Here is a 25,431-nt window from a genome sequence, read left to right as displayed (position 1 = left end):
GCCCTGAACGGCGCATGGAGCGCGCGGGGGCGGCACGTACCCTGTGGTCGTGCGGACCCAACGGCAAGTGGTCGACTACGCGTTGCAGCGCCGAGCGCTCCTCGCGCAGTTGCACGCTGGCCGCGTCGGGGTGATGGAGGTCTGCGACGCCGACCCGTACTTGCTTCAGGCGGCGAAGTTCCACGGTGAACCCAGCGACACCACCTGCCCCGTGTGCAGGAAGGAAGAGCTGACCCAGGTCTCCTGGGTGTTCGGCGACGCTCTCAAGCACGCGTCCGGATCGGCGCGCAAACCCGAAGAGCTGGACCGGATGGCCAACCTGTTCGAGGAGTTCAACGTCTACGTCGTCGAGGTGTGCCGCACATGTAACTGGAACCACCTGGTGCTGTCTTACGTTCTCGGGACCAACGGCTTGAACGACGGCCGATCCGGGCGCAAGACTGCAGCGGAGTGAGATTCGGTCGTGCACCCGGCACGCCCGCACGCGCCGATGCGGCGCACCCCCGACGTGAACGCATCACCGGCGTCGCCCCGACGCCTGTCCTGGAGGCCAACTCGTGAACGACGAGCGTGACGACCATGCCAAGGGCCGCCACTCCCGGCATCCGAACCCCGACGGTCGCCCCACGCCACCCCCGCCGCAGAACCCCGGCCCTCCCGGCGGTCAAGCAGGACCACCGCAACGGCCGGCCGGCGGACCCCCGCCGCCCCCGCCCGGTGGTCCGGCGTGGCCGGGAGAGCAGCCCGGTGGTCGTCCGGGAGCCGGTGGGCAGCCGCCGCCGCCCCCGCCGGGACGTCCCGGCGGCCAGCCCGGTGGGCAGCAGCCGCAGTGGCCCGGGGCCGAGGCCCCGGAGGAGACGACCGGCGCGTGGACGCCGTCCTTCGACGACGACTCCGCGCCGGGTTCGAGCCCGTCGCCGCTGACCAGCAAGTTAAACGGGGAGGACGACGCGACGAGCTACTCGCCGTCGCCGCCGCCTCCTCCCCCGGGCGGTCCGGGACAGCCACCGGCGGGGCAGCAGCCGCCCGCCGGTCGTCCCGCGCCGCCGCCAGGTGAGGCGCCGACGCAGAACCTCCCCCAGACGCCGGGCGCCGACCGGGGCGCTGCCGGTGCCGCAGGTGCGGCCGGTGCTGCGGGCGCGGCCGGAGCCGGTGGTGCCGCTGCCGGTGCGGCCGGTGCTGCCGCCGGTGCGGGTGCCGCTTCGGGCGGTGCCGGTGCCACCCGTGAGCCGAATCTGCTGACGCACTCGGACCAGGCGACGTACAACTACTACGCCGACGACTTCGACGACGACCCCTACGGCGACGACGATCGGTTCGGCGACCACCAGAGCGGCGGTGCCGCAGATGTCGGCAGCGCCGGTTTCCCGGGCAGGGACGACGACGAGGATCCAGACGACGACATGAGTGCCGCCCAAGCCAAGCGCGCCGTCCTGTGGCGGCGCATCCGCAGGGCCTGCTACGTGGGCGCGGCCGCAGCGGTGATCATCCCGACGCTGGTGTTCATCTACGGCTACCTGTTCTGGGAAGCGCCGGATGAGCAGAAGCTGCTGAACATGAAGCAGCCGATCACCATCACCTACGCGGACGACTCGCCGCTGGCGACGGTGAGCTCGGACGGTTCGCGCGAGGTCGTCCGCGATCTCAACCAGGTGTCCAAGCCGCTGCGGGACGCGACGATCTCGGCCGAGGACGCGAGCTTCTACACCAACCCCGGCTTCGACTTCCAGGGCATCGCCCGCTCGGTGTTCTTCATGTTCACCGGCTCCGGTGTCGGTGGTGGTTCGACGATCACCCAGCAGTTCATCAAGCTCGACCTCGAGCTGAACAAGTCGGATCCCGACTACGTCCGCAAGATCAAGGAGATCGTGCTCGCGTTCAAGATCACCAACGAGCGCGAGAAGGACGACATCCTCCTGTCGTACCTCAACACCGCCTACTACGGCCGAGGCGCCAACGGCATCACCGCGGCGGCCAACGCCTACTTCGGCAAGAAGCCGAGCGAGATCACCCCGGCCGAGGCTTCGGTGCTGGCGGGCATGGTGCAGCGCCCGAAGGGCAACGACCCGCGCGAGGACATGGAGCAGGCCACCTCGCGGTTCGACTACGTGCTCGACCAGATGGTCAAGAACGGCTTCCTGCCCGCTGCCGAGCGCGAGGGCCTGCAGCTGCCGGAGACCCGCGGTCAGAGCGACTGGCGGATCGACCGGCGGCTGACCCCGGACCAGTTCAAGATCAAGGACCAGGTCCTCCGGGAGCTCGAAGAGGCCGGCTACGACGAGGACACGCTGGCCCGCGAGGGCTTCAAGATCAAGACGACGATCGACCCGAAGGCCCAGAAGGCGGCGGTCGAGGCCGCCACCACCCAGGCCGAGAACACGCTGCCGGACAACATCAAGACCTCGCTGGTGGCGGTCGAGCCCAAGTCCGGTGAGGTCAAGGCGTACTACGGCGGCGGCGGGGACGTCGGTGGCTACGACTGGGCGGTCGCGCCCACCGAGCCCGGTTCGTCGTTCAAGCCGTTCGCGGTGCTGGCGGGTCTGCACAAGGGCATCGGCATCGGCGAGTTCTACGACGGCAGCAGCCCGCAGACGATCGCGGGAACCGAGTTCGCCAACGCCCCGAACGTGGCCTGCGACGTGCCGAACCACTGCGGTGTTCGCGAGGCGATGACGAAGTCGGTGAACACCGTGTTCGTCAACATGGCGTCCCGGTTCGGGCCGCCGGCCATCGCCGAGGCCGCGCACGCCGCCGGCGTCCCGACGGAGTACAAGTCGGGCAAGGGCTCGACCAAGACCCTGCAGAACGCCGACGGTCAGACCCAGTCCGGTGTCGCGCTGGGCATGTACCCGGTGAAGCCGATCGACATGGCCAACGCGTACGCGACGCTGGCGAACCAGGGCAAGTCGCACACCCCGCACCTGGTTCGGGAGATCACGCCGCGCGAGGGTCCGGCGATCAAGATCCACAACGAGCCGGTCAAGACGCTCTACGACGAGTCGGAGTCGGAGGCCGCGAAGCTGGCCTACAACACGATCGCGTCGATGTTCGACGTCGCCGACCACGCCAAGCGGGGTCTCGAAGGCGGCCGGCCGGTGATGTCCAAGACCGGTACGCACCAGTACCTGGACACCAAGGACAACTCCACCGCGTGGATGATCGGTGCGACTCCGCAGCTGTCCACCTCGGTGTCGATGCTGGCCAGCGAGAACGGCCGCAACATCCCGCTGCAGGACAACTCGGGCACCAGCTTCTACGGCGGCAAGTACCCGGCGATGGTGTGGCAGCAGTTCATGAACAGCTACCACAAGGGACTCAAGGTGGAGCAGTTCAAGAAGACCGACACCATCGGTCAGTTCCAGGACATCCCGCTGCCGCCGCCCCCGACCTCGTCGGAGCCGCCGTCGAGCTCGGCGCCGCCGCCCACGATGCCGAGCGACTCGCAGGACCAGGAGCCGACGACCAGCCGGGAGAAGCCCGGTGACGGTCAGGACTGCGGTGGGTTCTTCGAGCCGCCGTGCGAGTCCGAGACGAGCAGCCCCGGTGACGTCGCACCAACGCGTCGGTTCGGCGAGTAGTCGGAGCTGAAACAGGAAGGGCACCCGTCCACCCGGCGGGTGCCCTTCCTGCTTTTCGGGGCCAAGTAGCATCCGGGCGTGTCCACCAACGAATCCGCCGATCGGGAAACAGCGGCGTCCTCGGGGAACGTGCTCGCGGCAGCGGTGGACAGTTCGTCCCTCTCACCGGCGGATCGGGTCCCGCCGACCTGGACGGAGTCGTTCCCGCGCAAGGTGAGTCGGCTCTTCGGCGGTCCGCTCGGCAGGCACGCGCAGGTCGGGCGGCAGTGGTTCTGGACGCCGCTGCGGGTGATCCTTCTGCTGGCGGTGCTGACGCTGGCCGCGGCGTGGCTGTTCAAGGCGCCATGCCAGGTCACCTACGACACCAGCAGCGGTCCGCAGCTGGACTGGCGGAACAGCAAGCAGTACGTCGCCATGTGCTACACCGACATCATCCCGCGCTACGGCGTGGGAGATCTCGCGCCGGACAACGCCTTCCCGTACAAGACCGGCTGGGTGGAGAACCAGGGCACGCCGAACGAGCAGGTCCGCTACATGGAATACCCGGTGCTGACCGGGCTTTTCCAGTGGATCAACGCCCGCACCGCCGACGGTTGGGCGACGCTGGCCGGTTTCGGCTGGCTCCCGGGTGGACTCACCAGCGTCCTGTACTTCAACATCACCGCGCTGTGGCTGGCGGCGGCCTGGCTGGTGACCGTCTGGGCGCTGGTCCTGCTGGCCCGCCGCCGCGTCTGGGACGTCGCGCTGGCCGCCGCGTCGCCGCTGGTCTTCGCGCACGCCTTCACCAACTTCGACGCCCTGGCCGCGGCGCTGGGAACCGCCGGTCTGCTGGCCTGGGCGAGGCGACGACCCGCGCTGGCCGGGGTGCTGATCGGCATCGGCGGCGCCACCAAGCTCTACCCGCTGTTCTTCCTCGGACCGCTGCTGATCCTGGCCTGGCGCGCGGGGAAGCTGCCCGACGCCGCGCGCGCGGTGCTGGCCGCCGCGGTGGCGTGGCTGGCGGTGAACGTCCCGATCCTGCTGGCCTACCCGGACGGCTGGGGCGAGTTCTTCCGGCTGAACAGTCAACGGCCCGCCGACCCGGACTCGCTGTACAACGCGCTGATGCACTTCACCGGTTGGGGCGGTTTCGACGGGCAGCTGCCGGCGGGCGCGACGCCGGTGGTGCTCAACGCGGTCAGCCTCGGGCTGTTCCTGCTGGCCTGCCTGGCGATCGGTTGGCTCGCGCTGGCCGCTCCGACCCGGCCGCGCGTGGCTCAGCTGTGCTTCCTGGTGCTGGCGGCGTTCCTGCTGACCAACAAGGTGTGGAGCCCGCAGTACTCGCTGTGGCTGGTTCCGCTGGCGGTGCTGGCGATTCCGCGCTGGCGGTTGCTGCTGACCTGGATGGTCGTCGACGCCGCCGTGTGGGCGCCGCGCATGTACTACTACCTGGGCACGGCCAACAAGGGACTGCCGGAGGGCTGGTTCCTGGGCGCGGTGCTGATCCGGGACGCGATGGTCGTGCTGTTGTGCGTGCTGATCGTCCGCGAGATCCTCGATCCGGCCCGCGACAAGGTGCGCACCGCGCTGACGGTCCGGGGCGAGCACCCCGGCGGCATCGACGACCCGTGCGGCGGTCTGCTCGACGGCTCCCGGGACCGGTTCGTGTTACGCGGTGTCGCTCGTTGGGGGCAGCGAACTCTCGCTGCGGGCCGGGGGGCTCTAGCTTCGAAGCGCTGATCCGCTCGTCTCGTGGAGGTGCTTCTCAGATGTCAGGTCGCATGCTGACCGTCGTTCTCGCCGCAGTCGCGGTGGCCATCCCCGCTGCGGCCACGGCCGCGACGGCCGCGCCACCGGCCCCGGTCCAGGTCCAGCTCGGTGAGGCCAAGTGCCAGGACATGTCGGCCATGGTCGCCTCGATGCCGATGCTCGCGCCCGCGTTCCCCGACGCGGCCCACACCCCGGTCGTGGAGTACCGGATCACCGCCGCGCCTGACGCTCCGATGACGCCTTACGAGGTCAAGGTCAACGGCGAGACCAAGGGCTCCGGTTCGGTGGGAGCCAAGGGCCTGATCGTCTCCAGCACCTCGGTGCCCAACAACACCACCACCAAGTTCGAGGTCACCTCGGGCGAGAAGGTCCTGGCGACCCGCACCTACACCCCCGCCTGCTGATCGGACCAGCGCTGATCGTCGCGGCCCCCGGGACTCCCGAGGGCCGCGACGGCGTTTTCGCGGTGCCGAGGGACGCCCAGGGGTGTGGTCCGGGGTTGGTCAGGGCTCTCCCCTGAGGTTTCGCGGGCGCTCGCAACGCATTCTGAGTGCATGACGACCTACCAGAAGATGTCCCTGTCCCGTCCGAAGGACCAGGCGGTGATCGCCGGGGTCTGCGCCGGTCTGGCGCGGCGCTTCGGCATGAAGCCGACGACCGTCCGGATCCTCTTCCTGCTCTCCTGCCTGCTCCCGGGCCCGCAGTTCGTGGCCTACATCGTCCTCTGGGCGCTCATCCCGAAGTCCTGACGCCACGCGGTCAACGCCGTGGTCAGGACGAGCAGCAGCACCGCCGTGAGGGCGGCCTGCACGAGCACCGCAGGGGGTGCGGTGTCGGCGCCGAGGGCGAACAGCAGTGGGAACGCGAGGGGAACCCACTTCGCCAGCAGCGTCACCGTCAGCAGGACCACCGCCGCGACCAGGGTGTATCCGATGCGGGAGATCACCAGGGCCGAGCACGGCAGCGCCACGGCGACGCCGAAGACCGAGCAGATCAGGTGCACCAGCAGGCCGAGGACGAGCGTGGTGAGCGGGACGTGGGCGTCGTGCGTGACGGCGCCCCAGCCCACCGCCAGCACCGCGAGCCCGGCCGAGCACGACAGCGCGGTGAGCACCACGCCGACCAGCACGCGGGTGGACGAGCCCGCGTGCGCGGCGATGATCATCCGCTGCTCCGGGCCGGACAACCCGGCCAGGGCGATCGTCAACCAGCACGCCGCCACCAGCGACGAGGCGGCCGTGACCGCGTACCCGGGCAGCGCGGGACCCTGGTTCGTGCTGCAGAAGACAGCGAGCAGTCCGATGTGGACCAGCGCGGGCGGCACGTACCGCTGGGAGTGCCAGAGCTCGGCGAGCTGGTAGCGGACCAGCGCGATCACCGCTGCCTCCCGGGGGATTCCACCGCGACGACCGAGCAGCCGAGCTCGATCGCCTCCGCCAGCACGGCTTCCCGCCGGGTCGACTCCACTTCCAGCTCCACCGTCCGCCCGCGGCGGACGTCGAGCACGCCGTCGCAGCCGGACCAGTCGGCCGCCCGGCCGCCGTGCAGCACGATCCGGCTGGTCGCGACCCCGGCTTCGAACTCGACGAGCCGTCCGCCGGTCAACCGGTACGACCGGGTGGCCGCGGTGCGCACGAGCTCCGGGCGGTGATCGGTGAACACGACGGCGGCGCCGTCGGCCGCCACCTCCGCGATGACCTCGGTGAGCACCGGGCGGGTCTCGACGTCCAGTCCGGACCACGGCTCGTCGAGCACCAGCAGCCCCGGTTCGGTCAGCAGCGCCTGGGCGAGCGCCACCTTCTGGGCGTTGCCCTTGGACAGCTCCCGCAGCGGCGCGTCCGGACCACCGGCCAGGGCGAACCGCGCCAGCCACCGAGCCGCGCGTTCATCGGCGTCGGAGCTGGTCAGGCCGCTGATCCGACCGAGGTGGCGGAGGTAGGCGCGGGCGCTCATCCGCTGCCGCGCCGGGAACCGGTCCGGCACGTAGCCCACGCGCGGCACGGTCCGGACGGCACCGCCGGACGGCCGGGACACCCCGGCCAGGATCCGCAGCAGCGTCGACTTGCCGGACCCGTTGGAGCCCAGGACGCCGACCACCTCGCCGGGGTGGACCGCCAGGTCGACGCCGTGCAGCACCGCGCGCCGACCGTGCCGCTTGGTCAGGCCGGACACGGCCGCGACGGGCTGCACGGCGGTGCTGCTCACCGAGTCGCGTGGGCGTCGAGCACGTAGGCGATGGCGCTGGTGATCTTGGCGGCGAAGGCGAGGTTCAGGTTCTCGTCCGGGACGTGGGCGTTGCTGTCCGGGCCGAGGGCGCCGGTGACCACGAACTGCGCGTCCGGGTAGGCCTCGTGCAGCAGCCCCATGAACGGGATCGAGCCGCCCAGGCCCAGGGTCCGCCAGCCTGCGCCGAAGATCTCCTCAGCCGCGGTGTCCAGCGCCCCGGACAGCCACGGGGCCGGGTCCGGCGCGTTCCAGCCCAGGCCCGCTTCGGAGTGCCCGAAGCCAACGCGGGCGCCGTAGGGCACCTCCTCCGACAGCCGCCGCTGCACGGCGGCCAGCGCGGCTTCGGGGTCGGCGGTCGGCGGCAGCCGGAAGCTCAGCTGCAGCGTCGTCGACGGGCGCAGGACGTTGCCGGCGTCGGCGGGCTTGGGCAGCCCGTCCGCGCCGATCACCGACAGGGTCGGGCGCCAGGCGTTGTTCAGCGCCAGCTCCACCTCGTCGTCGGTGACCGGCCGCATGCCCTCCGGCCACGGCACGGAGCCGGTGACCATGCCGGGCACGGCCTCGATGGCCGCGCGGGTCTCCGCGATCCGGTTCTCCGGGATGGACACGGTGAGCTCGGGCAGCAGGATCTCGCCGGTGGCGGAGTCCTCGATGCGGTCGAGCAGCTGCCGCATGATCCGGAACGAGCTGGGCACGATGCCGCTGGCGATGCCGGAGTGCAGCCCGGAGTCGAGCACCTGCACCTCGACCTCCAGCTGGACCATGCCGCGCAGCGAGTTGGTCAGCCACATCCGCTGGTAGTCACCGGCGCCGGAGTCCAGGCACACCACCAGGGACACGGCGCCGAGCCGGTCCCGCAGGTGTTCCAGGTAGGCGGGCAGGTCGGGGCTGCCGGACTCCTCGCCGGTCTCCAGCAGCACGACGCAGCGCGCGTGCGAGCCGCCGTTCGCGCGGACCGCCTCGATCGCGGTGACGGCCGCGTACCCGGCGTAGCCGTCGTCGGCGGCACCCCGGCCGAAGAGCTTGCCGTCGCGCACCACCGGGGTCCACGGGTCCAGGCCCTCCGACCAGCCGCCCAGCGGCGGCTGCTTGTCGAGGTGGCCGTAGAGCAGCACGGACTCGTCCGGGGCGTCGGCCGATCCGGGAACGTCCACCAGCAGCAGCGGGGTCCGTCCGGGCAGCCGGACGACGTCGATCTCGGCGCCTTCGATGCCGCGGCCGTCGATCCACGCCCGCACGTGCTCGATGGCGGCGTCGAGGTGTCCGGTGTTCTCCCAGTCGGCGTCGAACGACGGCGACACGGCGGGGATCCTCACCAGCTCGGACAGACTCGGCAGAATCGCTTCGTCCCACGCCTGGTCAACGGTCTTGGAAACAGCAGCTCGATCCACGAGCGCGATCCTATGCCCGCGCCCGGAGGCGCGTCGGCCCGTGGCGTGAGTCGGTCAGCTGCTCGAAGCCGCCGCACCGGCCACGGTCACCGCGGTGATCGTGGCGGTGGTCTGCGCGATGACGTCGCGGACGGCGCCGCCGAGCTGCTCGCCCTTGCTGATCTCCTTGAGCCGCTTCCGCTCGGCCCGGTCCAGGCCCAAGACCACGTACAGCCCGGTGGCGTGCGTGAGCGCCGCGAGCAGGGCCAGGCGTTCGTCGAGTTCCACCTCGTTGCGAGCGGCGGCCCTGACGCGGGCGATCAGCGCGTCTCGCGTCCCCGGATCCGGCGCGAACCTGTCGTAGGAGATCCGCAGGAACGACTTCTGCTCGCGGTGCATCAGTCGGCGTTCGGCGAGGGAAGCGGCGTGCACCTTGCGCGCACCCCGGCGGCTCTGGATGAACGTCGTGGCCGCCACGGGTTTCCGCTTCGGGCCCGCCTTGTGCTGGAGGATCCCGACGGTCTGGTCGATCCAGCCGACGCCGGCCGGTTCGGCGTCCAGCACGGTCAGCTTCTTCTTCTCCAACCCGACGCGCTCGGTCAGCACCAGCTCGCCCAGCTCGGCGGCGCCGGTGTAGTCGGAGGTCGAGTAGTAGGAGCCGTTGGGCTTGTGCAGCAGCAGCACGAACTCCTCGGGCAAGCTCAGCGCGGTCATGCCAGGAGTCTGGCAGTCATCAGGGCGCGACGGCGGTCTTCAGCGCGAGCTCGTGACGTTTGTCAGTCCAACTCGTGCACTGGTCTGTTCGGGGGGCGTCACCGGGGTGGGGGTTGTCGTATTCGCGCAAGCTGAGACGCGGCCTCCCCAATATCGGTACTGCAATGGTCCGTAACTCGTTAGTTGGTCCTCCATTAATTCGATGACCTGCGAATTCGGTCCGTCCACAGAAGAACTACCGTGATCTCACGGGAGTTGATCGCTCGCTGCTGTACCGATCCACTCCCTGTGGCAGGGCTCACGGCCCACGCGGTTTTCGTGCCAGGATGACGAGGAGCGATCCATCGCTCCGCTCGGCCGGCCGGGTGACCCACCAGGTCAACGGCAGGTCGGCGGAGCAAGCCGGTCTCCACCGCCACAAGCGGTGGTCGTCGGCGTGACACGAGGAGATCACACATGTCCCCCGAGCAATGGACGTCCTCTTCAGGTAATCCGCCCGCGAAGCGCACCGACCTCCCTGCCGCAACCGCAGCCAAGCCCACACGGGAGCAGGTGATCGCCGGTTTGCGCGCGACGAGTGAAGGCGGGGCTGACCTCGTTCAGCTCCTCACCCCAGAAGGCCAGCGGGTTTCGCACCCCGACTTCGACATCGACATCTCCCCCGAGCAGCTGCGCGACCTGTACCGCGACATGGTGCTGGTCCGTCGCGCCGACCGGGAGGGCAACGCCCTGCAGCGCCAGGGCCAGCTGGGCATCTGGGTGCCGCTGCTGGGTCAGGAGGCCGCTCAGATCGGGGCGGGCCGGGCGATGAAACCGCAGGACATGGCGTTCCCGAGCTACCGGGAGCACGGCGTGGCCTGGACCCGCGGCATCGACCCCACCGAGCTGCTGGGCATCTTCCGCGGCACCGACCACGGCAGCTGGGACCCCACGAGCACCGGGTTCCACCTGTACACGATCGTCATCGGCAACCAGTGCCTCAACGCCACCGGGTACGCCATGGGCCAGCGCTTCGACGGCAAGGTCGGCGATCCCGACGGCGAAGCCACGATGGTGTTCTTCGGCGACGGCGCCACCAGCCAGGGCGACGTGCACGAGGCCATGGTGTGGTCGGCCGTCTACGACTCGCCGGTCGTCTTCTTCTGCCAGAACAACCAGTGGGCGATCTCCGAGCCCCTGGAGCGCCAGACCCGAGTACCGCTCTACCAGCGCGCCAGCGGCTACGGCTTCCCCGGCATCCGGGTGGACGGCAACGACGTGCTGGCCAGCCTCGCCGTCTCGAAGTGGGCGCTGGAGGAGTGCCGCAACGGCAACGGACCGGTGCTCATCGAGGCGTTCACCTACCGGATGGACGCCCACACCACCTCCGACGACCCGACCCGCTACCGGATGTCCGACGAGCAGGAAGCCTGGAAGCTCAAGGACCCGATCGAGCGACTCCGTGTGCACCTGATCCGCGAGCACGCCGCTGACCAGGACTTCTTCGACTCCATCGACGCCGAGTCGGACCAGCTCGCCGCGCGGTTCCGCGAGTTCTGCTTCAACATGCCAGAGCCGCCACCGGAACGGCTGTTCTCGCAGGTCTACGCCGAGGAGACCCCGCAGATCGCCGCGCAGCGCGAGGACTACCTGCGCTACCTGTCCGGATTCGCCGACGAGGCTGCCAGCGGAAACGCGGTGGCGGGAGGTGTTCACTGATGGCCGCGCCCGCTCTCGAACGCCCGACCACCCCGTCGGGGACCCAGACCGTCACCATCGCCAAGGCGCTGAACATGGGGCTGCGCGCTTCGCTGGAGCGCGACCCGAAGGTGCTGATCATGGGTGAGGACGTCGGCAAGCTCGGCGGCGTCTTCCGCATCACCGACGGCCTGCAGAAGGACTTCGGCGAGCACCGGGTGCTCGACACCCCGCTGGCCGAGTCCGGGATCATCGGCACCGCGATCGGCCTGGCCATCCGCGGCTACCGGCCGGTGTGCGAGATCCAGTTCGACGGCTTCATCTTCCCCGGCTTCGACCAGATCATCAGTCAGCTCGCCAAGTTGCACTACCGCAGCCAGGGCAAGGTCAAGATGCCGATCGTCATCCGGGTCCCCTTCGGCGGCGGCATCGGTGCCGTGGAGCACCACTCGGAATCGCCGGAGTCGCTGTTCGCGCACATCGCCGGCCTGAAGGTGGTGTCCTGCTCGAACCCGGTGGACGCCTACTGGATGCTGCAGCAGGCCATCGAGTGCGACGACCCGGTGCTGTTCTTCGAGCCCAAGCGCCGCTACTACGAGAAGGCGGAGCTCGACACCTCCATCGATCCGCTGCCGCTGCTGAGCTCCCGCGTCGTGCGGTCCGGCTCGGCGGTGACCGTCGCGGCCTACGGCCCGATGGTGCGCACCTGCCTCGACGCGGCGACCGCCGCGGCCGAGGACGGGCTGGACCTGGAGGTCGTGGACCTGCGCGCGCTGTCCCCGCTGGACCTGGGGCCGGTGTTCGAGTCGGTGCGTCGCACCGGCCGGTTGGTGCTGGTCAGCGAGGCGCCGTCGGAGTCGTCGGTGACCTCGGAGATCGCCAGCCGGGTGCAGCAGGAGTGCTTCTACTCGCTGGAGGCCCCGGTGCTGCGGGCGACCGGGTTCGACACGCCCTACCCGCCGTCGAAGTTGGAGGAGGGCTTCCTGCCCGACCTCGACCGGGTGCTGGACGTCGTCGACCGTTCGCTGGCGTACTGAGGGGAGTTCATCGATGGCGCTCAAGAAGTTCCCGCTGCCCGACGTCGGCGAAGGCCTGACCGAGGCGGAGATCGTCGGCTGGAAGGTGCAGCCGGGCGAGAACGTCACCGTCAACCAGGTGATCGTGGAGATCGAGACGGCCAAGGCGTCGGTGGAGCTGCCCTGCCCGTGGGCGGGCACGATCCGCGACCTGCTGGTGGAGCCGGGCCAGACCGTCGAGGTCGGCACGCCGATCATCAGCATCGACATGGCCGGTGCCGACCCCGAACCGGAACCCGAGCCGGACGAGGGCTCGGGCAAGATCGGCGAGGAGTCCAACGGTCGGATCGCCACGCTGGTCGGCTACGGTCCGCGGACCTCGGCGGCCAAGCGGCGTCCGCGCAAGGACCGGCACCCGGCCACCAACGGCACGCCGACCAACGGCACCGCGACCGCCACCGCCGTCGCACCGCCGGAACCGGAGGAACCGCAGGTCGAAGAGGCCGGTGGGTTCGTGCCGCTGGCCAAGCCGCCGGTCCGCAAGCTCGCCAAGGACCTCGGCGTCGACCTGCGCTCGCTGGCCGGGTCCGGCTCGGGTGGCGTGATCACCCGCGACGACGTCCAGGCCGCGGCGGCTCCGACCGCTGCTCCGGCCACGCCGGCCGCCGCTCCTTCCGGTGACCGCGAGCGGCGGGTGCCGATCAAGGGCGTCCGGAAGGCGACCGCGCAGGCGATGGTGGACAGCGCGTTCACCGCGCCGCACGTCACCGAGTTCCTGACCGTCGACGTCACGCCGATGATGGAGCTGCGCGAGCAGCTCAAGTCGGACCCGGCGTTCCGCGGTGTGAAGATCACGCCGCTGGCGTTCGCGGCCAAGGCCATGTGCCTGGCCGCCCGCCGGACCCCGGACGTCAACGCGACCTGGGACGAGGCGGCGGGCGAGATCGTCTACAAGGACTACGTGCACCTCGGGGTCGCGGCGGCAACGCCCCGCGGACTGGTGGTGCCCAAGGTCCGCGACGCCGACCGGATGTCGCTGCGCGAGCTCGCCGAGGCCCTGGAGCAGCTGACCAACACCGCCCGGGAGGGCAAGACGACTCCTGCGGACATGGTCGGCGGCACGATCACCATCACCAACGTCGGCGTCTTCGGCGTCGACACCGGCACGCCGATCATCAACCCCGGTGAGTCCGCGATCTTCGCGTTCGGCGCGATCCGCGACATGCCGTGGGTGGTCGACGGCCAGGTGGTGCCGCGCAAGGTGTGCCAGCTGGCGCTGAGCTTCGACCACCGCGTGGTCGACGGTCAGCAGGGCTCCCAGTACCTCGCCGACGTGGGCGCGCTGCTGGCGAACCCGAGCATGGCGTTCACCTTCTGATGCACAGCCGAGGGGCGTTCCCGGGCGAGCCCGGGGCGCCCCTCACGTGCGCTTGAAGATCCGAATCCCCTGCTCGGGGGTCCACGAGGTGATCACCAGGTGGGTCTGGTCGTCGGAGAGCCTCGTGGTGACGACCTCGGTGATCGCGCAGCGGAAGAGGTGGGCGTCGGTCTGCGGCGGCTGCGCCTCGGCCACCCACGCGGCCTGCTCGTCGCCGGTGACCTCGACGGCCACGCCGGAGATCTTGACGTCCGGTGCGGACATCGTCCCGTCGCCGGGGTTGGTGTGGAGCGCGAAGCGCCCGTCGCGCTGCAGGTCGCGGGCCTTGCGGGCGCCGGGCATGGACCCGAACGTCAGGTCTCCCCCGTACCAGCCGGCCTCCGTGCCGCTCACGCGAGGCGCGCCGTCCTGGCGCAACGTCGCCAGCACGTGGTGCTGCATCGACTCCAGCCGAGCCCGAGCGGCCGAGGCCAGCTCAGGTGCCTGTTCGGCGAACTCCTGCCATCCGGTCATGCCGACCAGAGTGGCAGGCGGCACCGACAGTCCCAGGGCAGACGAACGGCCCGCTCCCGCCATCCCCCCGGATTGCGGTGCGGGCCGTTCGGCCAAGTCTGGTCAGTTCCCCTTGCGACGGCGTCCGCCGCGGCGGGATCCGGAGTTCCCGGAGCTCGAAGATCCGGAACCGGAGGCGGAGCCTGCCGACACGGCGACGGGTTCTCCCGCCTCCGCCGAGGTCTCCTGCTCGGGCTCCTGGGACTTCTGCTCGTCGTACTCGCGGAGAAAGTCGAACGCGTGCTTGTCGAAGTCGTGGATGTCGATCTCCGGCAGTTCGCCGAGCTCGTTGTTGAGCTGCTTGAAGATCGGCGTTTCCACCTCAGGGGTCGTCAACTTCTTCACCGCTTCGCCCTCCCGTTCGTCATCGAAGCGTTGGCCGAGCCGAGCTCTCCCCGCGGAGCTCGTTCGATGAGCGTTGGACCTCGCGGGTCCTTCACCCACCGGTGGGACGCATGCCGCCGCTCATCCTGACGCGGCGGCACGCGGTTCACCCAATTGGATCAGTGCCTTGCACCTGCCCACGCACATGGTGCAACAGCGATCCCGATCCAGCCGGATGAATCGATCTCACACATCCGCCAAGCCGCATACTGCCCTCTACCACGTCAACACCGGTACCCGTTGTGCAATTCCGCACCGTGTCATATGCCACTGACCTGCGGTTAACCTCTGGAACAAGTTGATCTGCTAAAGGGGTGCGATCGGGAAAACGCGAACGGACCGCCTCCACTTGGGGGGTGGGGAGCGCGGTCCGTTCGCTTGGTGCCGGGTCGCCGTGGGGGGCTTTTTCCGCCGACCCGGTGTCCGAGGGGAAGTTCACGCCTTCGGTATCTGGAAGAGCTTGGGCAGGTTGACGGCGAAACCGATGTCGCCGGCGAGCCTGACCCGCCGCGCCATCACCAGCTTCGGGGCGGTGGTGTTGCCGGAGGTCAGCTGCAGGAAGTCCAGCGGGACCATGGTGATGGTGACCGTCGCGGCGTCGTGCTGAGCGCCCTTGGTCACCTGGCAGCGGCCGTCGGAGAGCGCGCACTCGTAGTGCAGCAGGTCCTCGCCCTTGCCGATCCGCCAGTTGACCACCGCGTGACGGCGCTTGGCGTGTTCGGGCTGGTAGTGCTCGCTCATGCGCCGGAAGATCTCGTCGATGATGCTCTCGCGCAGTTCCGGCCTGGCGAGCACTGCGTTGAGCTGATCCTCCGAGGCGCGCGAGATCAGCCGCGCGAACTGGTCGGGGGTCAGTTCGCTGAGGTCGATCCCGCCGTCGGCGGCGGATTCGGAGGCGGCGCGCAGCAGCTGGACCAGCTCGGCCTTGTCGATCTCCCGCGGGTCGACGTGGGCGAGGGTCGCGATGGGGTCCGACGGGGATTGAGGCATCGCTGCCCACCTCCATTACCTACCGGAGGGTAAGACTACGCACGAGTAGGTTGGCGGGCAAGGCACCAGAACTGAGTCGCTCCACTAACCTGAGGCGAATTACCAGGGTATGAGGTGAGATGGAAGATCATCGGGACAGCGAGCGCCCGCGTTCCCGGCGTTTGCCGAGGGCCGTTCGCGAGCGGCAGATTCTCGACGCAGCCGTGGAGGTGTTCGCCAAGCACGGTTTCCACAACGCGTCGATGGACGAGATCGCCGAGACCGCGAGCATCTCGAAACCGATGCTCTACGCCTACCTCGGTGCCAAGGACGAGCTGTTCGTCGCCTGCGTCCGCCGGGAAGCCGCGAAGCTGGTCGAAGCCATCGGCGCGGACATCGGGACCGGTCTGGCCCCGGCCGACCAGCTCTGGCACCGCCTGCACATGTTCTTCGAGTACGTGCACGTCAACAAGGCGGGCTGGCAGCTGCTGCACCGCCAGGGAGACGTGCCCGGCGAGCCCTACGTCCAGGAGCTCTCCGAATGGCGGGAGCGCGCCACCCAGCTGATCGCGGCGCTGCTCGCCGAGGCGACCACCGACCAGCCGCAGCCGATGCAGTCCGAGCAGACCGAACCCTTCGCGGCGGCCCTGGTCGGAGCGGGTGAAGCGCTCGTCGAGTGGTGGTTCCAGCACCCCGATTTCACCGCCGAGGGCATGGCCATGCGACTGATGAACATGCTCTGGCTCGGCTTCGGCGAGCTCGTCGAGGGCCGCTCGTGGTTCCCGTCCTCCCAGACCGAGGACCCCACCGGCTCCTGACCACCGCGCCGCGACGGACCGGCCCCCTGCGACGGGTCGTCCGCGGCAGGGGGCCGGTCGTCGGGTCAGCTCGTGATCGAGCCCGTGAGGTGCGGTTTTCCGGATCGGGAGTGCAGGGCGAAGTCCCAGCCGGAGCCCGTCGGGCGCATCGTGAAGTCGGCCTTCGACGGAAGCAGCAGGGGCTTGGCGAAGTCGACGTCCACCGTGAACGCCCCGGGGATCCGGCCCTCCAGCGCCGCCAGGCAGCGGGCCTTGGACCACATGCCGTGCGCGATCGCCTTCGGGAAGCCGAAGACCTTCGCGGTCAGCGGGTGCAGGTGGATCGGGTTGCGGTCGCCGGACACCGCCGCGTACTCGCGGCCGATGTCGGCGGGGACCCGCCACGTGCCCGACGCCGCGCCCGGCTCGATCTCCCGGCGCCGCTGCTGCGGGGCGTTCTCGTCCCGCTTGCCCACCCGCAGGTAGGTGCTGGTCTCCCGCCAGACGATCTCGTCGTCGACGCTGGTCTCGGTGACCACGTCGAACTGCTTGCCCTTCGGGTGCGGGCGCAGGTCGGCGACCCGGACCTTCTGCGTCAGCTCGTCGGTTACCAGCAGCGGCCGGTCCTGCTGGATCCGGTTGGCCACGTGCACCAGGCCGACCAGCGGGAACGGGAAGCCCTTGTCGGTCATCAGCTGCACCGACGCCGGGAACGACAGGATGTGCGGGTAGGTGATCGGCAGCTCGTCGCGCAGCCCGAACCCGCAGACCCGGTTGTACTCGGCGAGATGCACGGGATCGATGGTGATCCCGCGCCGCACGTACTCGGTGTCGGGGAGCTCGCCGCCCCGGCGGGTCGGGCCCGTCGCGGCGGCCTTGAGGTACAGCGACCCCAGGTTCGGAGCGGTGGAAAGTTCCGGCATGTCCTCTCCCGACCTCAGGCGCCGAGCAGGCTCTGGCCGCAGACCCGGACCACGTTGCCGTTGACGCCGCCCGACGCGGGGTTGGCGTACCAGGCGATGGTCTCGGCGACGTCGACCGGCTGGCCGCCCTGCGACATGCTGTTCATCCGGCGACCGGCCTCCCGCACGAACAGCGGGATCGCGGCGGTCATCTTGGTCTCGATGAAGCCCGGCGCGACCGCGTTGATGGTGGCGCCCTTCTTCGCGGCCAGCGGCGCGGTGGACTGCACGTGCCCGATCACACCGGCCTTCGACGCGGCGTAGTTGCCCTGGCCGACGTTGCCGGCGATGCCGCTCATCGACGACACGCAGATGATCCGGCCACCGGCGCGCAGCGGGGAGCCCTTGCCGAGCAGCTTCTCGTTGATGCGCTCCTGCGAGGTCAGGTTCACCGCGAGCACCGAGTCCCACTGGGCCTCGCTCATCCGGCCGATCGTCTTGTCGCGGGTGATGCCCGCGTTGTGCACCACGATGTCCAGGCCGTCGTGCCGCTCGCTGAAGTGCTCTGCGAGCTTGGCGGGGGCGTCCTCAGCGGTGATGTCGAGCTGGAGGGCCGAGCCGCCGATGCGGTTGGCGACCTCGCTGAGCTCGCCGCCCTGCGCGGGCACGTCCAGGCAGACCACGTGGGCGCCGTCGCGCGCCAGGGTTTCGGCGATGGACGCGCCGATGCCCCGGGAAGCACCGGTGACCAGCGCGATCTTGCCCTGCAGCGGGCGGTCCTGGGCGATCTCCGGCACGTCGGCCTTGCCGATGCGGACGACCTGGCCGGACACGTAGGCGGACTTGCCGGACAGCAGGAAGCGCAGCGTGGAGTCGGTGGCCTTCTCGGCGCCGTCGGCGACGTAGACCAGCTGGGAGGTGGCGCCGCGCTTGAGCTCCTTGCCCGCGGTGCGGGTGAAGCCCTCCAGCGCGCGCTGAGCGGTGGCCGCGCGCGGGTCGGACAATGCTTCCGGCTGGGTGCCGAGGACGATCAGCCGTCCGCAGCGGTCCATCTGCCGGATCGCGGGCGCGAAGAACTCGTACAGGGCGCGCAGGCCCTCGCTGGAGGTGATTCCGGTGGCGTCGAAGACCAGGGCGGCGTAGCGCTCGTCGTCGGCGCGCTCCTTGCGGACGTCGGCACCGACTTCCTGCAAGGTCGCGTTCAGCGAGTCGGCGAGCCGGCCCGAACCGCCGAGCAGCACCGGACCGGTGATCAGCGGCTCGCCGGGCTTGAAGCGGCGCAGCGGGGTCGGGTCGGGCAGGCCAAGCTTCTTGACGAACTGGCGCCCGAACGCGGACTGGGTGAACTGCTGGTATCGATCGGACATCTCTGGACACTCCCGAGGAGGCGGTTCATGAGGGTTCGGACACGAAGTCGCGCGGTCGCTCGACGGCTAACCTACCCGCGAGTAGATTAGATTGGCCAGGAACGAACCAGCAACGAGGGAGTAGGTATGACCACCGTTCGGCGAGTCGCGATCCTCGGCGGCAATCGGATCCCGTTCGCGCGATCCGGCGGTCCCTTCGCTCGCGCGTCCAACCAAGACATGCTCACCGCCGCGCTCGACGGGCTGGTCGCGCGGTTCGGCCTCGCGGACAAGGCCGTCGACGAGTTCGTCGCCGGCGCCGTGCTCAAGCACAGCCGTGACTTCAACCTCGCCCGCGAAACCGTGCTGGGTTCCAAGCTCGACCCTCGCACGCCGGCCCACGACGTGCAGATGGCGTGCGCGACCGGGCTGGAAGCGGTCGTCTCGGTCGCGAACAAGATCGCGCTCGGCCAGATCGAGGTCGGCATCGGCGGCGGCGTGGACTCCGCCAGCGACGCCCCCATCGCGGTCAACGACGACTTCCGCCGGGTGCTGCTCAAGGCCAACCACGCCAAGACCACCGGCGCCAAGATCAAGGCGCTGGCCGGCGCCCGGCCGCAGCACGTGGTGCCGGAGATCCCGCAGAACTCCGAGCCGCGCACCGGTCTGTCCATGGGTGAGCACGCGGCGAAGACCGCGCTGGCCTGGGAGATCACCCGCGAAGCCCAGGACGAGCTGGCCGCGCGCAGCCACCACCGGCTCGCCGCCGCCTACGACCGCGGCTTCTTCGACGACCTGATCACCTCGTTCCAGGGCGTGGCCAAGGACCAGAACCTGCGCCCGGACAGCTCGGTGGACAAGCTCGCCAAGCTCAAGCCGGTGTTCGGCAAGGGCGAGGGCGCCACCATGACCGCGGGCAACTCGACCCCGCTGACCGACGGCGCCTCCACCGTGCTGCTGGCCAGCGAGGAGTGGGCCAAGGCCAACAACATCCCGGTGCTGGCCTACCTGTCGGACATCGCGCCGGCCGCCGTCGACCACGTCAGCGGTGACGAGGGCCTGCTGATGGCCCCGGCCTACGCGGTCCCGAAGCTGCTCGACCGCAACGAGCTTCAGCTCGGCGACTTCGACTTCTACGAGATCCACGAGGCGTTCGCCTCGCAGGTGCTGTCGACGCTGAAGGCCTGGGAGGACCCGGACTTCTGCAAGAACCGCCTGGGCCGGGACAAGGTCCTGGGCGAGATCGACACCGCGAAGCTCAACGTCAACGGATCCTCGCTGGCCGCGGGTCACCCGTTCGCCGCGACCGGTGGTCGCATCGTCGCCACGCTCGCCAAGCTGCTGGCCGAGAAGGGCAAGGGCAAGGGCCTGATCTCCATCTGCGCGGCAGGTGGTCAGGGCCTCACGGCGATCGTCGAACGCTGACGCTCCCGCCTGACGCGAAAGCCCCGGTGCACCTCGGTGACCGGGGCTTTCGCATGCTCATCGGGCAATATACAGATCTCTAGCAAAATCACTACACACCCGGATACACCCCGATCCGGAACCTCGATCGACCGGATTTCAGTGGAAACCAGGGCTCCGATTTCAGTGGAAGTCGGGTTCCGGGTTTCCACTGAAATCCGGCATCGGCACCGGCACCGGCACCGGCACCGGCATCGGGACCGGGATCGGGACCGGGAACGGGACCGGGGTCGGTGGGGAGGTGAACACGCCTGTACCGGAATCTCGCCAAGTATCGAATCTGAGCTAGAAACGCGGATACAGTCCGACGGTTATGGACCCGGTCCGCAACCCCTTCGCCCCCGGCGCCGGACAGCGACCGCCTGAACTGGCCGGACGCGCTCGCGAGCTGGACGCCTTCGACGTCGTGCTGGAACGAGTCGCCCGAGGCCGTCCGGAGCGGAGCCTGGTGCTGACCGGACTCCGCGGCGTCGGCAAGACCGTGCTGCTCGGCGAACTGCGCTCGATGGCGGTCCGGCGCGGCTGGGGCGCGGGCAAGGTCGAGGCGCGCCCGGAGGCCGGCCTGCGCCGCCCGCTGTCCGCCGCCCTGCACCGCGCGATCCGCGACCTGGCCGTCCGCCACCGCGCCCCGGACCGGGTCGAGGAGGTCCTGGCGGTGCTGAAGGCGTTCGCGCTGAAGGCCAACCCGGCCGACGCGAAGCTGCGCGACCGCTGGCAACCGGGCATCGACGTGCCCGCCGCGGTGGGCCGGGCCGATTCCGGAGACATCGAGATCGACCTCGTCGAGCTGTTCACCGAGGTCGCGGACCTCGCCGCCGACGTGGGCACCGGCATCGCGCTGCTGCTCGACGAGATGCAGGACGTGCAGGCCGAGGACGTCTCCGCGCTGTGCGCGGCGTGCCACGAGCTGTCCCAGTCCGGCGCGCCGCTGGTCGTCGTCGGGGCCGGACTGCCGCATGTGCCCGCCGTGCTGTCGGCCAGCAAGTCCTACTCGGAGCGGCTGTTCCGCTACGTCCGCATCGACCGGCTGGACCGCTCCGACGCCGACCGCGCCGTGATCGCGCCGATCGAGCGGGAAGAAGCCGAGATCACCCCGGCCGCGCTCGACACGCTGTTCACCGTCTCGGGCGGTTACCCGTACTTCGTGCAGGCCTACGGCAAGGCGACCTGGGACGCGGCCGTGCGCACCGAGATCGCCGAGGAGGACGTCCGGCTGGCGGCTCCGGAGGCGGAGTCGGAGCTGGCGGTCGGCTTCTTCGGCTCCCGCTACGAGCGGGCGACTCCGGCGGAGCGCGAGTACCTGCGCGCCATGGCGGAGCTCGTCGAGGGCAAGGACGAGCCCGCTCCCACGGCCAAGATCGCCGAGTACCTGGAGCGACGTCCGTCCTCGTTGTCCCCGGCCCGCGACGCGCTGATCAAGAAGGGGCTCGTCTACTCCGGGGAGCGCGGCCAGATCGCCTTCACGGTCCCGCACTTCGGTCGCTACCTGCTGACCCAGGACTAGCGGTCCATCGCGATCTCTAGCCTCGTATAGGAAGAGCGCTAGATCGCCTGATGCGAGGCGATGGACGGCCAACATCGACACGAGCCGTGCGGTTTCCGCGCCCTTCCGCCGCCGGAGCGGGTGAATAACAGTGACCTAAGACACATCGTGCAACGTGTGTAACGAACCCAGGGTGGGTGTCGATATTCATGATGACCCCGCGGTGCTGTCGGACCCCCGACCTGGCAGCATCGCGGGGCTTTCCAATTTCCGGGGTCCTCCAGCCCGCCTCCGCCGCGTTCTGATCAGCGCCGCATCTCGTCGAGGACGAGGACTCGGTCGTCCCAGCAGGTGCGCTGGACCTCGGCGGGATCGTTCTGGTCGAGGTACTCGGCCCAGAGCATGAAGTACGACCAGTCCGGCTGGGCATCGAGGAGCTCGGGCGCGGGGACCGCGCCGACCTCGCCGAGCGCGATCGGGCGACCGGCGGCGACCTGCCGCATCGCGTCGTGGTCGGCCTGCGACGGCGCCGCCTTCTCCCAGATGTCGGTGCTGGCGACGTCCACCCGGTCATCGGTGGGCCAGTAGTCCCGCAGCCCGGTGATGCTGGAGTCCTTGACGTTCCAGTTCCGGTCTCCGCAGCGCGCGGACCCCGGGGAACGGCGTTGACGGGTATTCGCCGCGCACTGCTCCGATCGCCGCGCCCGCACCGAGCGCGAGGGCTCACCGGTTCAGCCGCTCAGACCCCCGGCGAACGGGGTGGTCCGCCACTGCTCGATCGCGGGCCGCACCGCGTCGGCGAGCATCGGCAGCTGCGGCACGAGAGCCAGGCACGCGACCGACCGAAGCGCGCCGACGGCGTTGACGAACCGCAGCACGCGCCGGTCGAGCCGCCGCAGGCCCAGCGACCGGGCGCGGGCGTCGTAGGACGCCTCGCACTCGGGGCCGAAGGCCGCCAGGTCCCACTCGACCGGACCGAGCGTGACCAGCTCGAAGTCGGCGCAGAGCTCGCCGTCGGGGGTGCGGACGATGTTGAACGGCGGTGCGTCTCCGTGGATCGGCTGGAGTTCCGCTCCGAACTCCGCTTCGAACGCCTCGCGCGCACTCACCAGCGGTTCCAGCACCGCCCACTCCCGCCGGGCGCGGTCGAGATCGGCCGGGTCCAGCAGGTCTCGCCGCGCTTCGAGGTCGACCAGGGCATCGGTGATCATCCGCGGCTCGGCTGCCGACAGGAACGGCAGCTCGCCGGGGTATCCGCGCAGCGCCCGGTGCAGGTCGGCGACCAGCCCGGAGTTGCGCGCGTAGTCGGGCTCGGTGGCCTCGACGATCTCGGTGAACTGCCAGAACGTCATCGAGAACCCGTCGCGCTGGACGGGTTCGGCAGGCACCAGCGGACTCGGCGGGATCACCGGATGCCCCTGCTCAGCCAGCCACGCCACCACGTCGAGCTCGGTCCGCTGCCGCATCGCCTGGACCGCGATGCCGCTGGAGCGGGGCAGCACCACCGGCACCCGGACGACCACCGGCGCCGGTGCGAGGTGCACGACGACGGAGAACAGGTCGTGCAGCACTCGCGCCTCGCTCACGTCGAGGCCGAGCTCCCGGCCGGCGGCCACCGCCGCGCTCAGCGCTCGTGAAGTGCGTTGTCGATCGCCCGGTCGCATCCCGCTGATGTTGCCGCGCGGAGCGACCCGGCGCGAGCGAATTCGCGACGAGCAGCGTCAGCAGCACGAGGCCGGCCGCCGCGACCGCGACCCAGGACGTCGCCGTGCCCAGCGGTTCGCCGAGCGTGATGAGGCCGACCGCGATCGCCGGGCAACCCGCCCCCAGGTAGAAGGCGAGGTAGAGCGCTCCGGTGATCGCGCCGCGCTGCGCCGGAGGTGCCGCTCGCTCGACGGCAGCGGCGGCGCCTCCGTACGCCAGCCCGTGCCCGGCGCCCGCCGTGACCGCCGCGATCAGCGTGACCAGCGCGGAGCCGCCGCCCGCCAGCGCCAGCAGCACGAGGCTGACGAACAGCGCCCACAGCCCGAGCAGCTGCGCCCGGTGCGCTCCCCAGCGGCTCACGAGCGGCTGGGTCAGCACCGAGCAGATCAGGACCGCGCCGAGCACGGAGCCGGACACCGCCAGGTCGGTGTGGCCGGCGCGGTCCAGCAGGGCGGGGATCAGCGAGAGGAACAGGCCGACCACGGTCCAGGCGAGGAACCCGGTCGCGGCGGACACGCCGAACACCGAGCGCATGCCCGACGGGATCCGCGGCCGGGTCGGCCGCCACCGGCCGCCCGGCGCGGACGCTGACAGGGCGGAGACGCGGGACCAGCCGTACCCCAGCGCCACCAGGTGCAGGAGGAAGGGCAGCACGAACGGCGCCGGGGCGTGCTCGGCGAGCACCCCGCCCACGATCGGACCGGCGGCGGTACCGGCCACGAACGCGGTGCTGGCCAGCAGCGCACCTCGCTCACGGACGTTCTGGCTGATCAGCACGCTCGCAGCGCCGGTCGCCGCGCCCAGCGCGACGCCCTGCGCGGCACGCCCGGCCACCAGCCACAGCGGACCGGAGGCTAGCGCGAAGCACAGCGAGGCGACGGCTCCCGCGAGGAGGCTCGCGCGCAGCACCGACCGCGGTCCCACGACGTCGGTGGCCGGTCCCAGCAGCAGCAGAGCAGGTGCGCTGACCAGCGCGAACGTGGCGTAGATCAGCGTCATGGACAGGTCGCCGAACCCGAAGTCGTGCTGGTAGCCGGGCAGCAGCGGGCTCGGGAGGTAGGCGCCGACGGTGAGCACGACGAGGACGTAGAGGCCGGTGCGGGTCGAGCGGGACGGGGCGGGAGCTGTGAGCGTCACGTGGCCAGCTTGCCGAGCATGAACGCTGAGGAAAATCAAACGTTTCGCGCGAGGACCGTGCAAAATGGTCGCATGATCGATCCTCGGCTCAAGGTGCTGCAGATGGTCTCCCACCACGGCACCGTCACGGCGGCCGCGGCGGCGCTGAACTACACGCCCTCGGCGGTGTCGTACCAGCTCCGCCAGCTCGCCGACGAACTCGGAACGGAGCTGGTGATCCAGTCCGGCCGCGGCATCAAGCTCACCGCCGCCGCCCGTACCGTGCTGCGCCACGCGGAGGTGCTGCACGCCCAGGTCGAGCGCGCCTACGCGGAGCTCGCCGCCACGGCGGAACACCCCAGCGGCTCGTTCGCGCTGTGCGGCTTCTCCACCGCCGCCACCCGCCTGCTCCCACCGGCCGCGGCGGCGCTGCGCGAGCACTACCCGCAGGTCCAGGTCCGGGTGATCGAGGCCGAACCGGCGCGCTGCTTCGACCTGCTGCTCTCCGGCGACGCCGACCTGGCCCTGGTGATCAACACCGCGGATCTGCCGTCGTCCGCGGACGAGCGCTTCGAGCAGCAGCAGCTCCTCGACGACCCGCTGGACCTGGTGGTGCCGGTCGGTCACCGGCTGGCCGAGCGCTCCCGGGTGTCGCTGGCCGACGTCGCCGACGAGCAGTGGATCGTCGGACGCCCCGGCAGCACCTACCACCAGCTGGTGCGCGCCGCCTGCATGTCAGCCGGGTTCAGCCCGAACGTCGCGCACCACGCCGACGAGTGGGACACCGGAACGGCCCTGGTCGCGCACCACTTCGGCATCATCCTGGTCCCGCGCCTGGCACGCTTGCACGACTGGCCGGTGGTGCGCATCCCGCTGCACGGCGAGCCCGCCCCGGCCCGCAGGATCCTCGCCGCCACCCGGCTCGGCGGCAGCAGCCACCCGTTGGCCCGAACGGCGCTCGCCACGATCACCGCCACGGCGAAGACCCTGCTGCCCACGCCCTGAG

General features: G+C 70.4%; 24 protein-coding genes. 12 read left to right on the top strand and 12 right to left on the bottom strand.

What is annotated here, in order from left to right; genetic code table 11:
• Nucleotides 1-49: 49 nt before the first annotated feature.
• The 5 genes from AB0J91_RS23810 (at nucleotide 50) to AB0J91_RS23790 (ending at nucleotide 6,076) form a co-directional block, all read left to right on the top strand.
• Nucleotides 50-454 carry a DUF5318 domain-containing protein gene (locus tag AB0J91_RS23810; RefSeq protein ID WP_207918906.1) on the top strand — a complete coding sequence of 135 codons (405 nt, stop codon included), beginning with the start codon at nucleotides 50-52 and terminating at the stop codon, nucleotides 452-454.
• A 103-nt stretch (nucleotides 455-557) separates the two neighbouring features.
• The gene (locus tag AB0J91_RS23805) at nucleotides 558-3,578 is read left to right on the top strand and encodes a transglycosylase domain-containing protein (RefSeq protein ID WP_363872658.1); all 3,021 of its coding nucleotides are present in this window, start codon (nucleotides 558-560) and stop codon (nucleotides 3,576-3,578) included.
• 144 nt (nucleotides 3,579-3,722) lie between these two features.
• A complete protein-coding gene (locus tag AB0J91_RS23800) occupies nucleotides 3,723-5,297 on the top strand; it encodes a glycosyltransferase 87 family protein (protein WP_363872733.1) in 1,575 nt (524 codons plus the stop codon).
• Between the two features lie 29 nt (nucleotides 5,298-5,326).
• Complete coding sequence (locus tag AB0J91_RS23795) at nucleotides 5,327-5,731, top strand: hypothetical protein (protein WP_363872656.1); 405 nt, start codon at nucleotides 5,327-5,329, stop codon at nucleotides 5,729-5,731.
• 150 nt (nucleotides 5,732-5,881) lie between these two features.
• On the top strand, nucleotides 5,882-6,076 hold the full coding sequence (locus AB0J91_RS23790; RefSeq protein WP_363785466.1) for a PspC domain-containing protein: 195 nt from the start codon (nucleotides 5,882-5,884) through the stop codon (nucleotides 6,074-6,076).
• Here the strand turns inward: AB0J91_RS23790 and AB0J91_RS23785 are convergent.
• The 4 genes from AB0J91_RS23785 to AB0J91_RS23770 are packed head-to-tail and all read right to left on the bottom strand — an operon-like array spanning nucleotide 6,040 to nucleotide 9,637.
• Nucleotides 6,040-6,705 carry a hypothetical protein gene (locus AB0J91_RS23785; protein ID WP_363872653.1) on the bottom strand — a complete coding sequence of 222 codons (666 nt, stop codon included), beginning with the start codon at nucleotides 6,703-6,705 and terminating at the stop codon, nucleotides 6,040-6,042. The genes AB0J91_RS23790 and AB0J91_RS23785 overlap by 37 nt on opposite strands.
• Nucleotides 6,702-7,532, bottom strand: a complete 831-nt coding sequence (locus AB0J91_RS23780) for an ABC transporter ATP-binding protein (RefSeq protein ID WP_363872650.1) — start codon at nucleotides 7,530-7,532, stop codon at nucleotides 6,702-6,704. Before AB0J91_RS23780 ends, AB0J91_RS23785 begins: the two co-directional genes overlap by 4 nt.
• Nucleotides 7,529-8,944, bottom strand: a complete 1,416-nt coding sequence (locus tag AB0J91_RS23775) for a M20/M25/M40 family metallo-hydrolase (protein ID WP_363872647.1) — start codon at nucleotides 8,942-8,944, stop codon at nucleotides 7,529-7,531. Before AB0J91_RS23775 ends, AB0J91_RS23780 begins: the two co-directional genes overlap by 4 nt.
• A gap of 54 nt (nucleotides 8,945-8,998) precedes the next feature.
• Complete coding sequence (locus tag AB0J91_RS23770; protein WP_363872645.1) at nucleotides 8,999-9,637, bottom strand: GPP34 family phosphoprotein; 639 nt, start codon at nucleotides 9,635-9,637, stop codon at nucleotides 8,999-9,001.
• Nucleotides 9,638-10,093: 456 nt separating this feature from the next.
• Here AB0J91_RS23770 and pdhA point away from each other — a divergent pair, with 456 nt between their 5' ends.
• Genes pdhA through AB0J91_RS23755 form a run of 3 tightly spaced genes read left to right on the top strand, consistent with a single transcriptional unit; the run spans nucleotide 10,094 to nucleotide 13,708 of the window.
• Nucleotides 10,094-11,335, top strand: coding sequence for a pyruvate dehydrogenase (acetyl-transferring) E1 component subunit alpha (pdhA, locus tag AB0J91_RS23765; RefSeq protein ID WP_363872642.1), 1,242 nt, complete (start codon nucleotides 10,094-10,096; stop codon nucleotides 11,333-11,335).
• Complete coding sequence (locus tag AB0J91_RS23760; RefSeq protein ID WP_363785480.1) at nucleotides 11,335-12,351, top strand: alpha-ketoacid dehydrogenase subunit beta; 1,017 nt, start codon at nucleotides 11,335-11,337, stop codon at nucleotides 12,349-12,351. Before pdhA ends, AB0J91_RS23760 begins: the two co-directional genes overlap by 1 nt.
• 13 nt (nucleotides 12,352-12,364) lie before the next feature.
• On the top strand, nucleotides 12,365-13,708 hold the full coding sequence (locus AB0J91_RS23755) for a dihydrolipoamide acetyltransferase family protein (protein WP_363872640.1): 1,344 nt from the start codon (nucleotides 12,365-12,367) through the stop codon (nucleotides 13,706-13,708).
• Between the two features lie 42 nt (nucleotides 13,709-13,750).
• On the opposite strand, the gene AB0J91_RS23750 is transcribed toward AB0J91_RS23755, so the two are convergent.
• From AB0J91_RS23750 to AB0J91_RS23740, 3 genes are all read right to left on the bottom strand, one after another.
• Nucleotides 13,751-14,221: a pyridoxamine 5'-phosphate oxidase family protein gene (locus tag AB0J91_RS23750; RefSeq protein ID WP_363872637.1), complete on the bottom strand. Its 471-nt coding sequence runs from the start codon at nucleotides 14,219-14,221 to the stop codon at nucleotides 13,751-13,753.
• Nucleotides 14,222-14,323: 102 nt separating this feature from the next.
• Entirely contained in the window at nucleotides 14,324-14,596 is a 273-nt protein-coding gene (locus tag AB0J91_RS23745) for a hypothetical protein (protein WP_363872635.1), read from the bottom strand.
• 483 nt (nucleotides 14,597-15,079) lie between these two features.
• Entirely contained in the window at nucleotides 15,080-15,634 is a 555-nt protein-coding gene (locus tag AB0J91_RS23740) for an SCP2 sterol-binding domain-containing protein (protein ID WP_363872632.1), read from the bottom strand.
• A 119-nt stretch (nucleotides 15,635-15,753) separates the two neighbouring features.
• On the opposite strand from AB0J91_RS23740, the gene AB0J91_RS23735 reads away from it, so the two are divergent.
• A complete protein-coding gene (locus AB0J91_RS23735; RefSeq protein ID WP_363785490.1) occupies nucleotides 15,754-16,431 on the top strand; it encodes a TetR/AcrR family transcriptional regulator in 678 nt (225 codons plus the stop codon).
• Between the two features lie 65 nt (nucleotides 16,432-16,496).
• Here the strand turns inward: AB0J91_RS23735 and AB0J91_RS23730 are convergent, their stop codons facing one another.
• A complete protein-coding gene (locus AB0J91_RS23730) occupies nucleotides 16,497-17,333 on the bottom strand; it encodes a MaoC/PaaZ C-terminal domain-containing protein (RefSeq protein ID WP_363872629.1) in 837 nt (278 codons plus the stop codon).
• Nucleotides 17,334-17,347: 14 nt separating this feature from the next.
• The gene (locus AB0J91_RS23725) at nucleotides 17,348-18,679 is read right to left on the bottom strand and encodes a 3-oxoacyl-ACP reductase (protein WP_363872626.1); all 1,332 of its coding nucleotides are present in this window, start codon (nucleotides 18,677-18,679) and stop codon (nucleotides 17,348-17,350) included.
• Between the two features lie 126 nt (nucleotides 18,680-18,805).
• On the opposite strand from AB0J91_RS23725, the gene AB0J91_RS23720 reads away from it, so the two are divergent.
• Together AB0J91_RS23720 and AB0J91_RS23715 are read left to right on the top strand one after the other, a co-directional pair.
• A complete protein-coding gene (locus tag AB0J91_RS23720; protein WP_363872623.1) occupies nucleotides 18,806-20,083 on the top strand; it encodes an acetyl-CoA C-acetyltransferase in 1,278 nt (425 codons plus the stop codon).
• 352 nt (nucleotides 20,084-20,435) lie between these two features.
• On the top strand, nucleotides 20,436-21,626 hold the full coding sequence (locus AB0J91_RS23715; protein WP_363872620.1) for an ATP-binding protein: 1,191 nt from the start codon (nucleotides 20,436-20,438) through the stop codon (nucleotides 21,624-21,626).
• Between the two features lie 284 nt (nucleotides 21,627-21,910).
• On the opposite strand, the gene AB0J91_RS23710 is transcribed toward AB0J91_RS23715, so the two are convergent.
• Genes AB0J91_RS23710 through AB0J91_RS23700 form a run of 3 tightly spaced genes read right to left on the bottom strand, consistent with a single transcriptional unit; the run spans nucleotide 21,911 to nucleotide 24,446 of the window.
• The gene (locus AB0J91_RS23710; RefSeq protein ID WP_363872617.1) at nucleotides 21,911-22,315 is read right to left on the bottom strand and encodes a glycosyl hydrolase; all 405 of its coding nucleotides are present in this window, start codon (nucleotides 22,313-22,315) and stop codon (nucleotides 21,911-21,913) included.
• Nucleotides 22,316-22,336: 21 nt separating this feature from the next.
• Nucleotides 22,337-23,071 carry a phosphotransferase gene (locus AB0J91_RS23705; RefSeq protein ID WP_363872614.1) on the bottom strand — a complete coding sequence of 245 codons (735 nt, stop codon included), beginning with the start codon at nucleotides 23,069-23,071 and terminating at the stop codon, nucleotides 22,337-22,339.
• On the bottom strand, nucleotides 23,028-24,446 hold the full coding sequence (locus tag AB0J91_RS23700) for an MFS transporter (protein ID WP_363872611.1): 1,419 nt from the start codon (nucleotides 24,444-24,446) through the stop codon (nucleotides 23,028-23,030). Before AB0J91_RS23700 ends, AB0J91_RS23705 begins: the two co-directional genes overlap by 44 nt.
• Nucleotides 24,447-24,518: 72 nt before the next feature.
• On the opposite strand from AB0J91_RS23700, the gene AB0J91_RS23695 reads away from it, so the two are divergent.
• A complete protein-coding gene (locus AB0J91_RS23695) occupies nucleotides 24,519-25,430 on the top strand; it encodes a LysR family transcriptional regulator (RefSeq protein WP_363872608.1) in 912 nt (303 codons plus the stop codon).
• Nucleotide 25,431: the final 1 nt, after the last annotated feature.

The organism is Saccharopolyspora sp. NPDC049357, assembly GCF_040677225.1.
Taxonomy (GTDB): domain Bacteria; phylum Actinomycetota; class Actinomycetes; order Mycobacteriales; family Pseudonocardiaceae; genus Saccharopolyspora.
This window is presented reverse-complemented; position numbering and strand designations above follow the sequence as displayed.

Excerpts from the sequence above, each read along its gene's own strand:
- AB0J91_RS23795 (WP_363872656.1), top strand. The coding sequence starts at position 5,327 with ATGTCAGGTCGCATGCTGACCGTCGTTCTCGCCGCAGTCGCGGTGGCC.
- AB0J91_RS23790 (WP_363785466.1), top strand. The coding sequence starts at position 5,882 with ATGACGACCTACCAGAAGATGTCCCTGTCCCGTCCGAAGGACCAGGCG.
- AB0J91_RS23770 (WP_363872645.1), bottom strand. The coding sequence starts at position 9,637 with ATGACCGCGCTGAGCTTGCCCGAGGAGTTCGTGCTGCTGCTGCACAAG.
- pdhA (WP_363872642.1), top strand. The coding sequence starts at position 10,094 with ATGTCCCCCGAGCAATGGACGTCCTCTTCAGGTAATCCGCCCGCGAAG.
- AB0J91_RS23760 (WP_363785480.1), top strand. The coding sequence starts at position 11,335 with ATGGCCGCGCCCGCTCTCGAACGCCCGACCACCCCGTCGGGGACCCAG.
- AB0J91_RS23755 (WP_363872640.1), top strand. The coding sequence starts at position 12,365 with ATGGCGCTCAAGAAGTTCCCGCTGCCCGACGTCGGCGAAGGCCTGACC.
- AB0J91_RS23750 (WP_363872637.1), bottom strand. The coding sequence starts at position 14,221 with ATGACCGGATGGCAGGAGTTCGCCGAACAGGCACCTGAGCTGGCCTCG.
- AB0J91_RS23740 (WP_363872632.1), bottom strand. The coding sequence starts at position 15,634 with ATGCCTCAATCCCCGTCGGACCCCATCGCGACCCTCGCCCACGTCGAC.
- AB0J91_RS23735 (WP_363785490.1), top strand. The coding sequence starts at position 15,754 with ATGGAAGATCATCGGGACAGCGAGCGCCCGCGTTCCCGGCGTTTGCCG.
- AB0J91_RS23730 (WP_363872629.1), bottom strand. The coding sequence starts at position 17,333 with ATGCCGGAACTTTCCACCGCTCCGAACCTGGGGTCGCTGTACCTCAAG.
- AB0J91_RS23725 (WP_363872626.1), bottom strand. The coding sequence starts at position 18,679 with ATGTCCGATCGATACCAGCAGTTCACCCAGTCCGCGTTCGGGCGCCAG.
- AB0J91_RS23720 (WP_363872623.1), top strand. The coding sequence starts at position 18,806 with ATGACCACCGTTCGGCGAGTCGCGATCCTCGGCGGCAATCGGATCCCG.
- AB0J91_RS23715 (WP_363872620.1), top strand. The coding sequence starts at position 20,436 with ATGGACCCGGTCCGCAACCCCTTCGCCCCCGGCGCCGGACAGCGACCG.
- AB0J91_RS23705 (WP_363872614.1), bottom strand. The coding sequence starts at position 23,071 with ATGCGGCAGCGGACCGAGCTCGACGTGGTGGCGTGGCTGGCTGAGCAG.
- AB0J91_RS23695 (WP_363872608.1), top strand. The coding sequence starts at position 24,519 with ATGATCGATCCTCGGCTCAAGGTGCTGCAGATGGTCTCCCACCACGGC.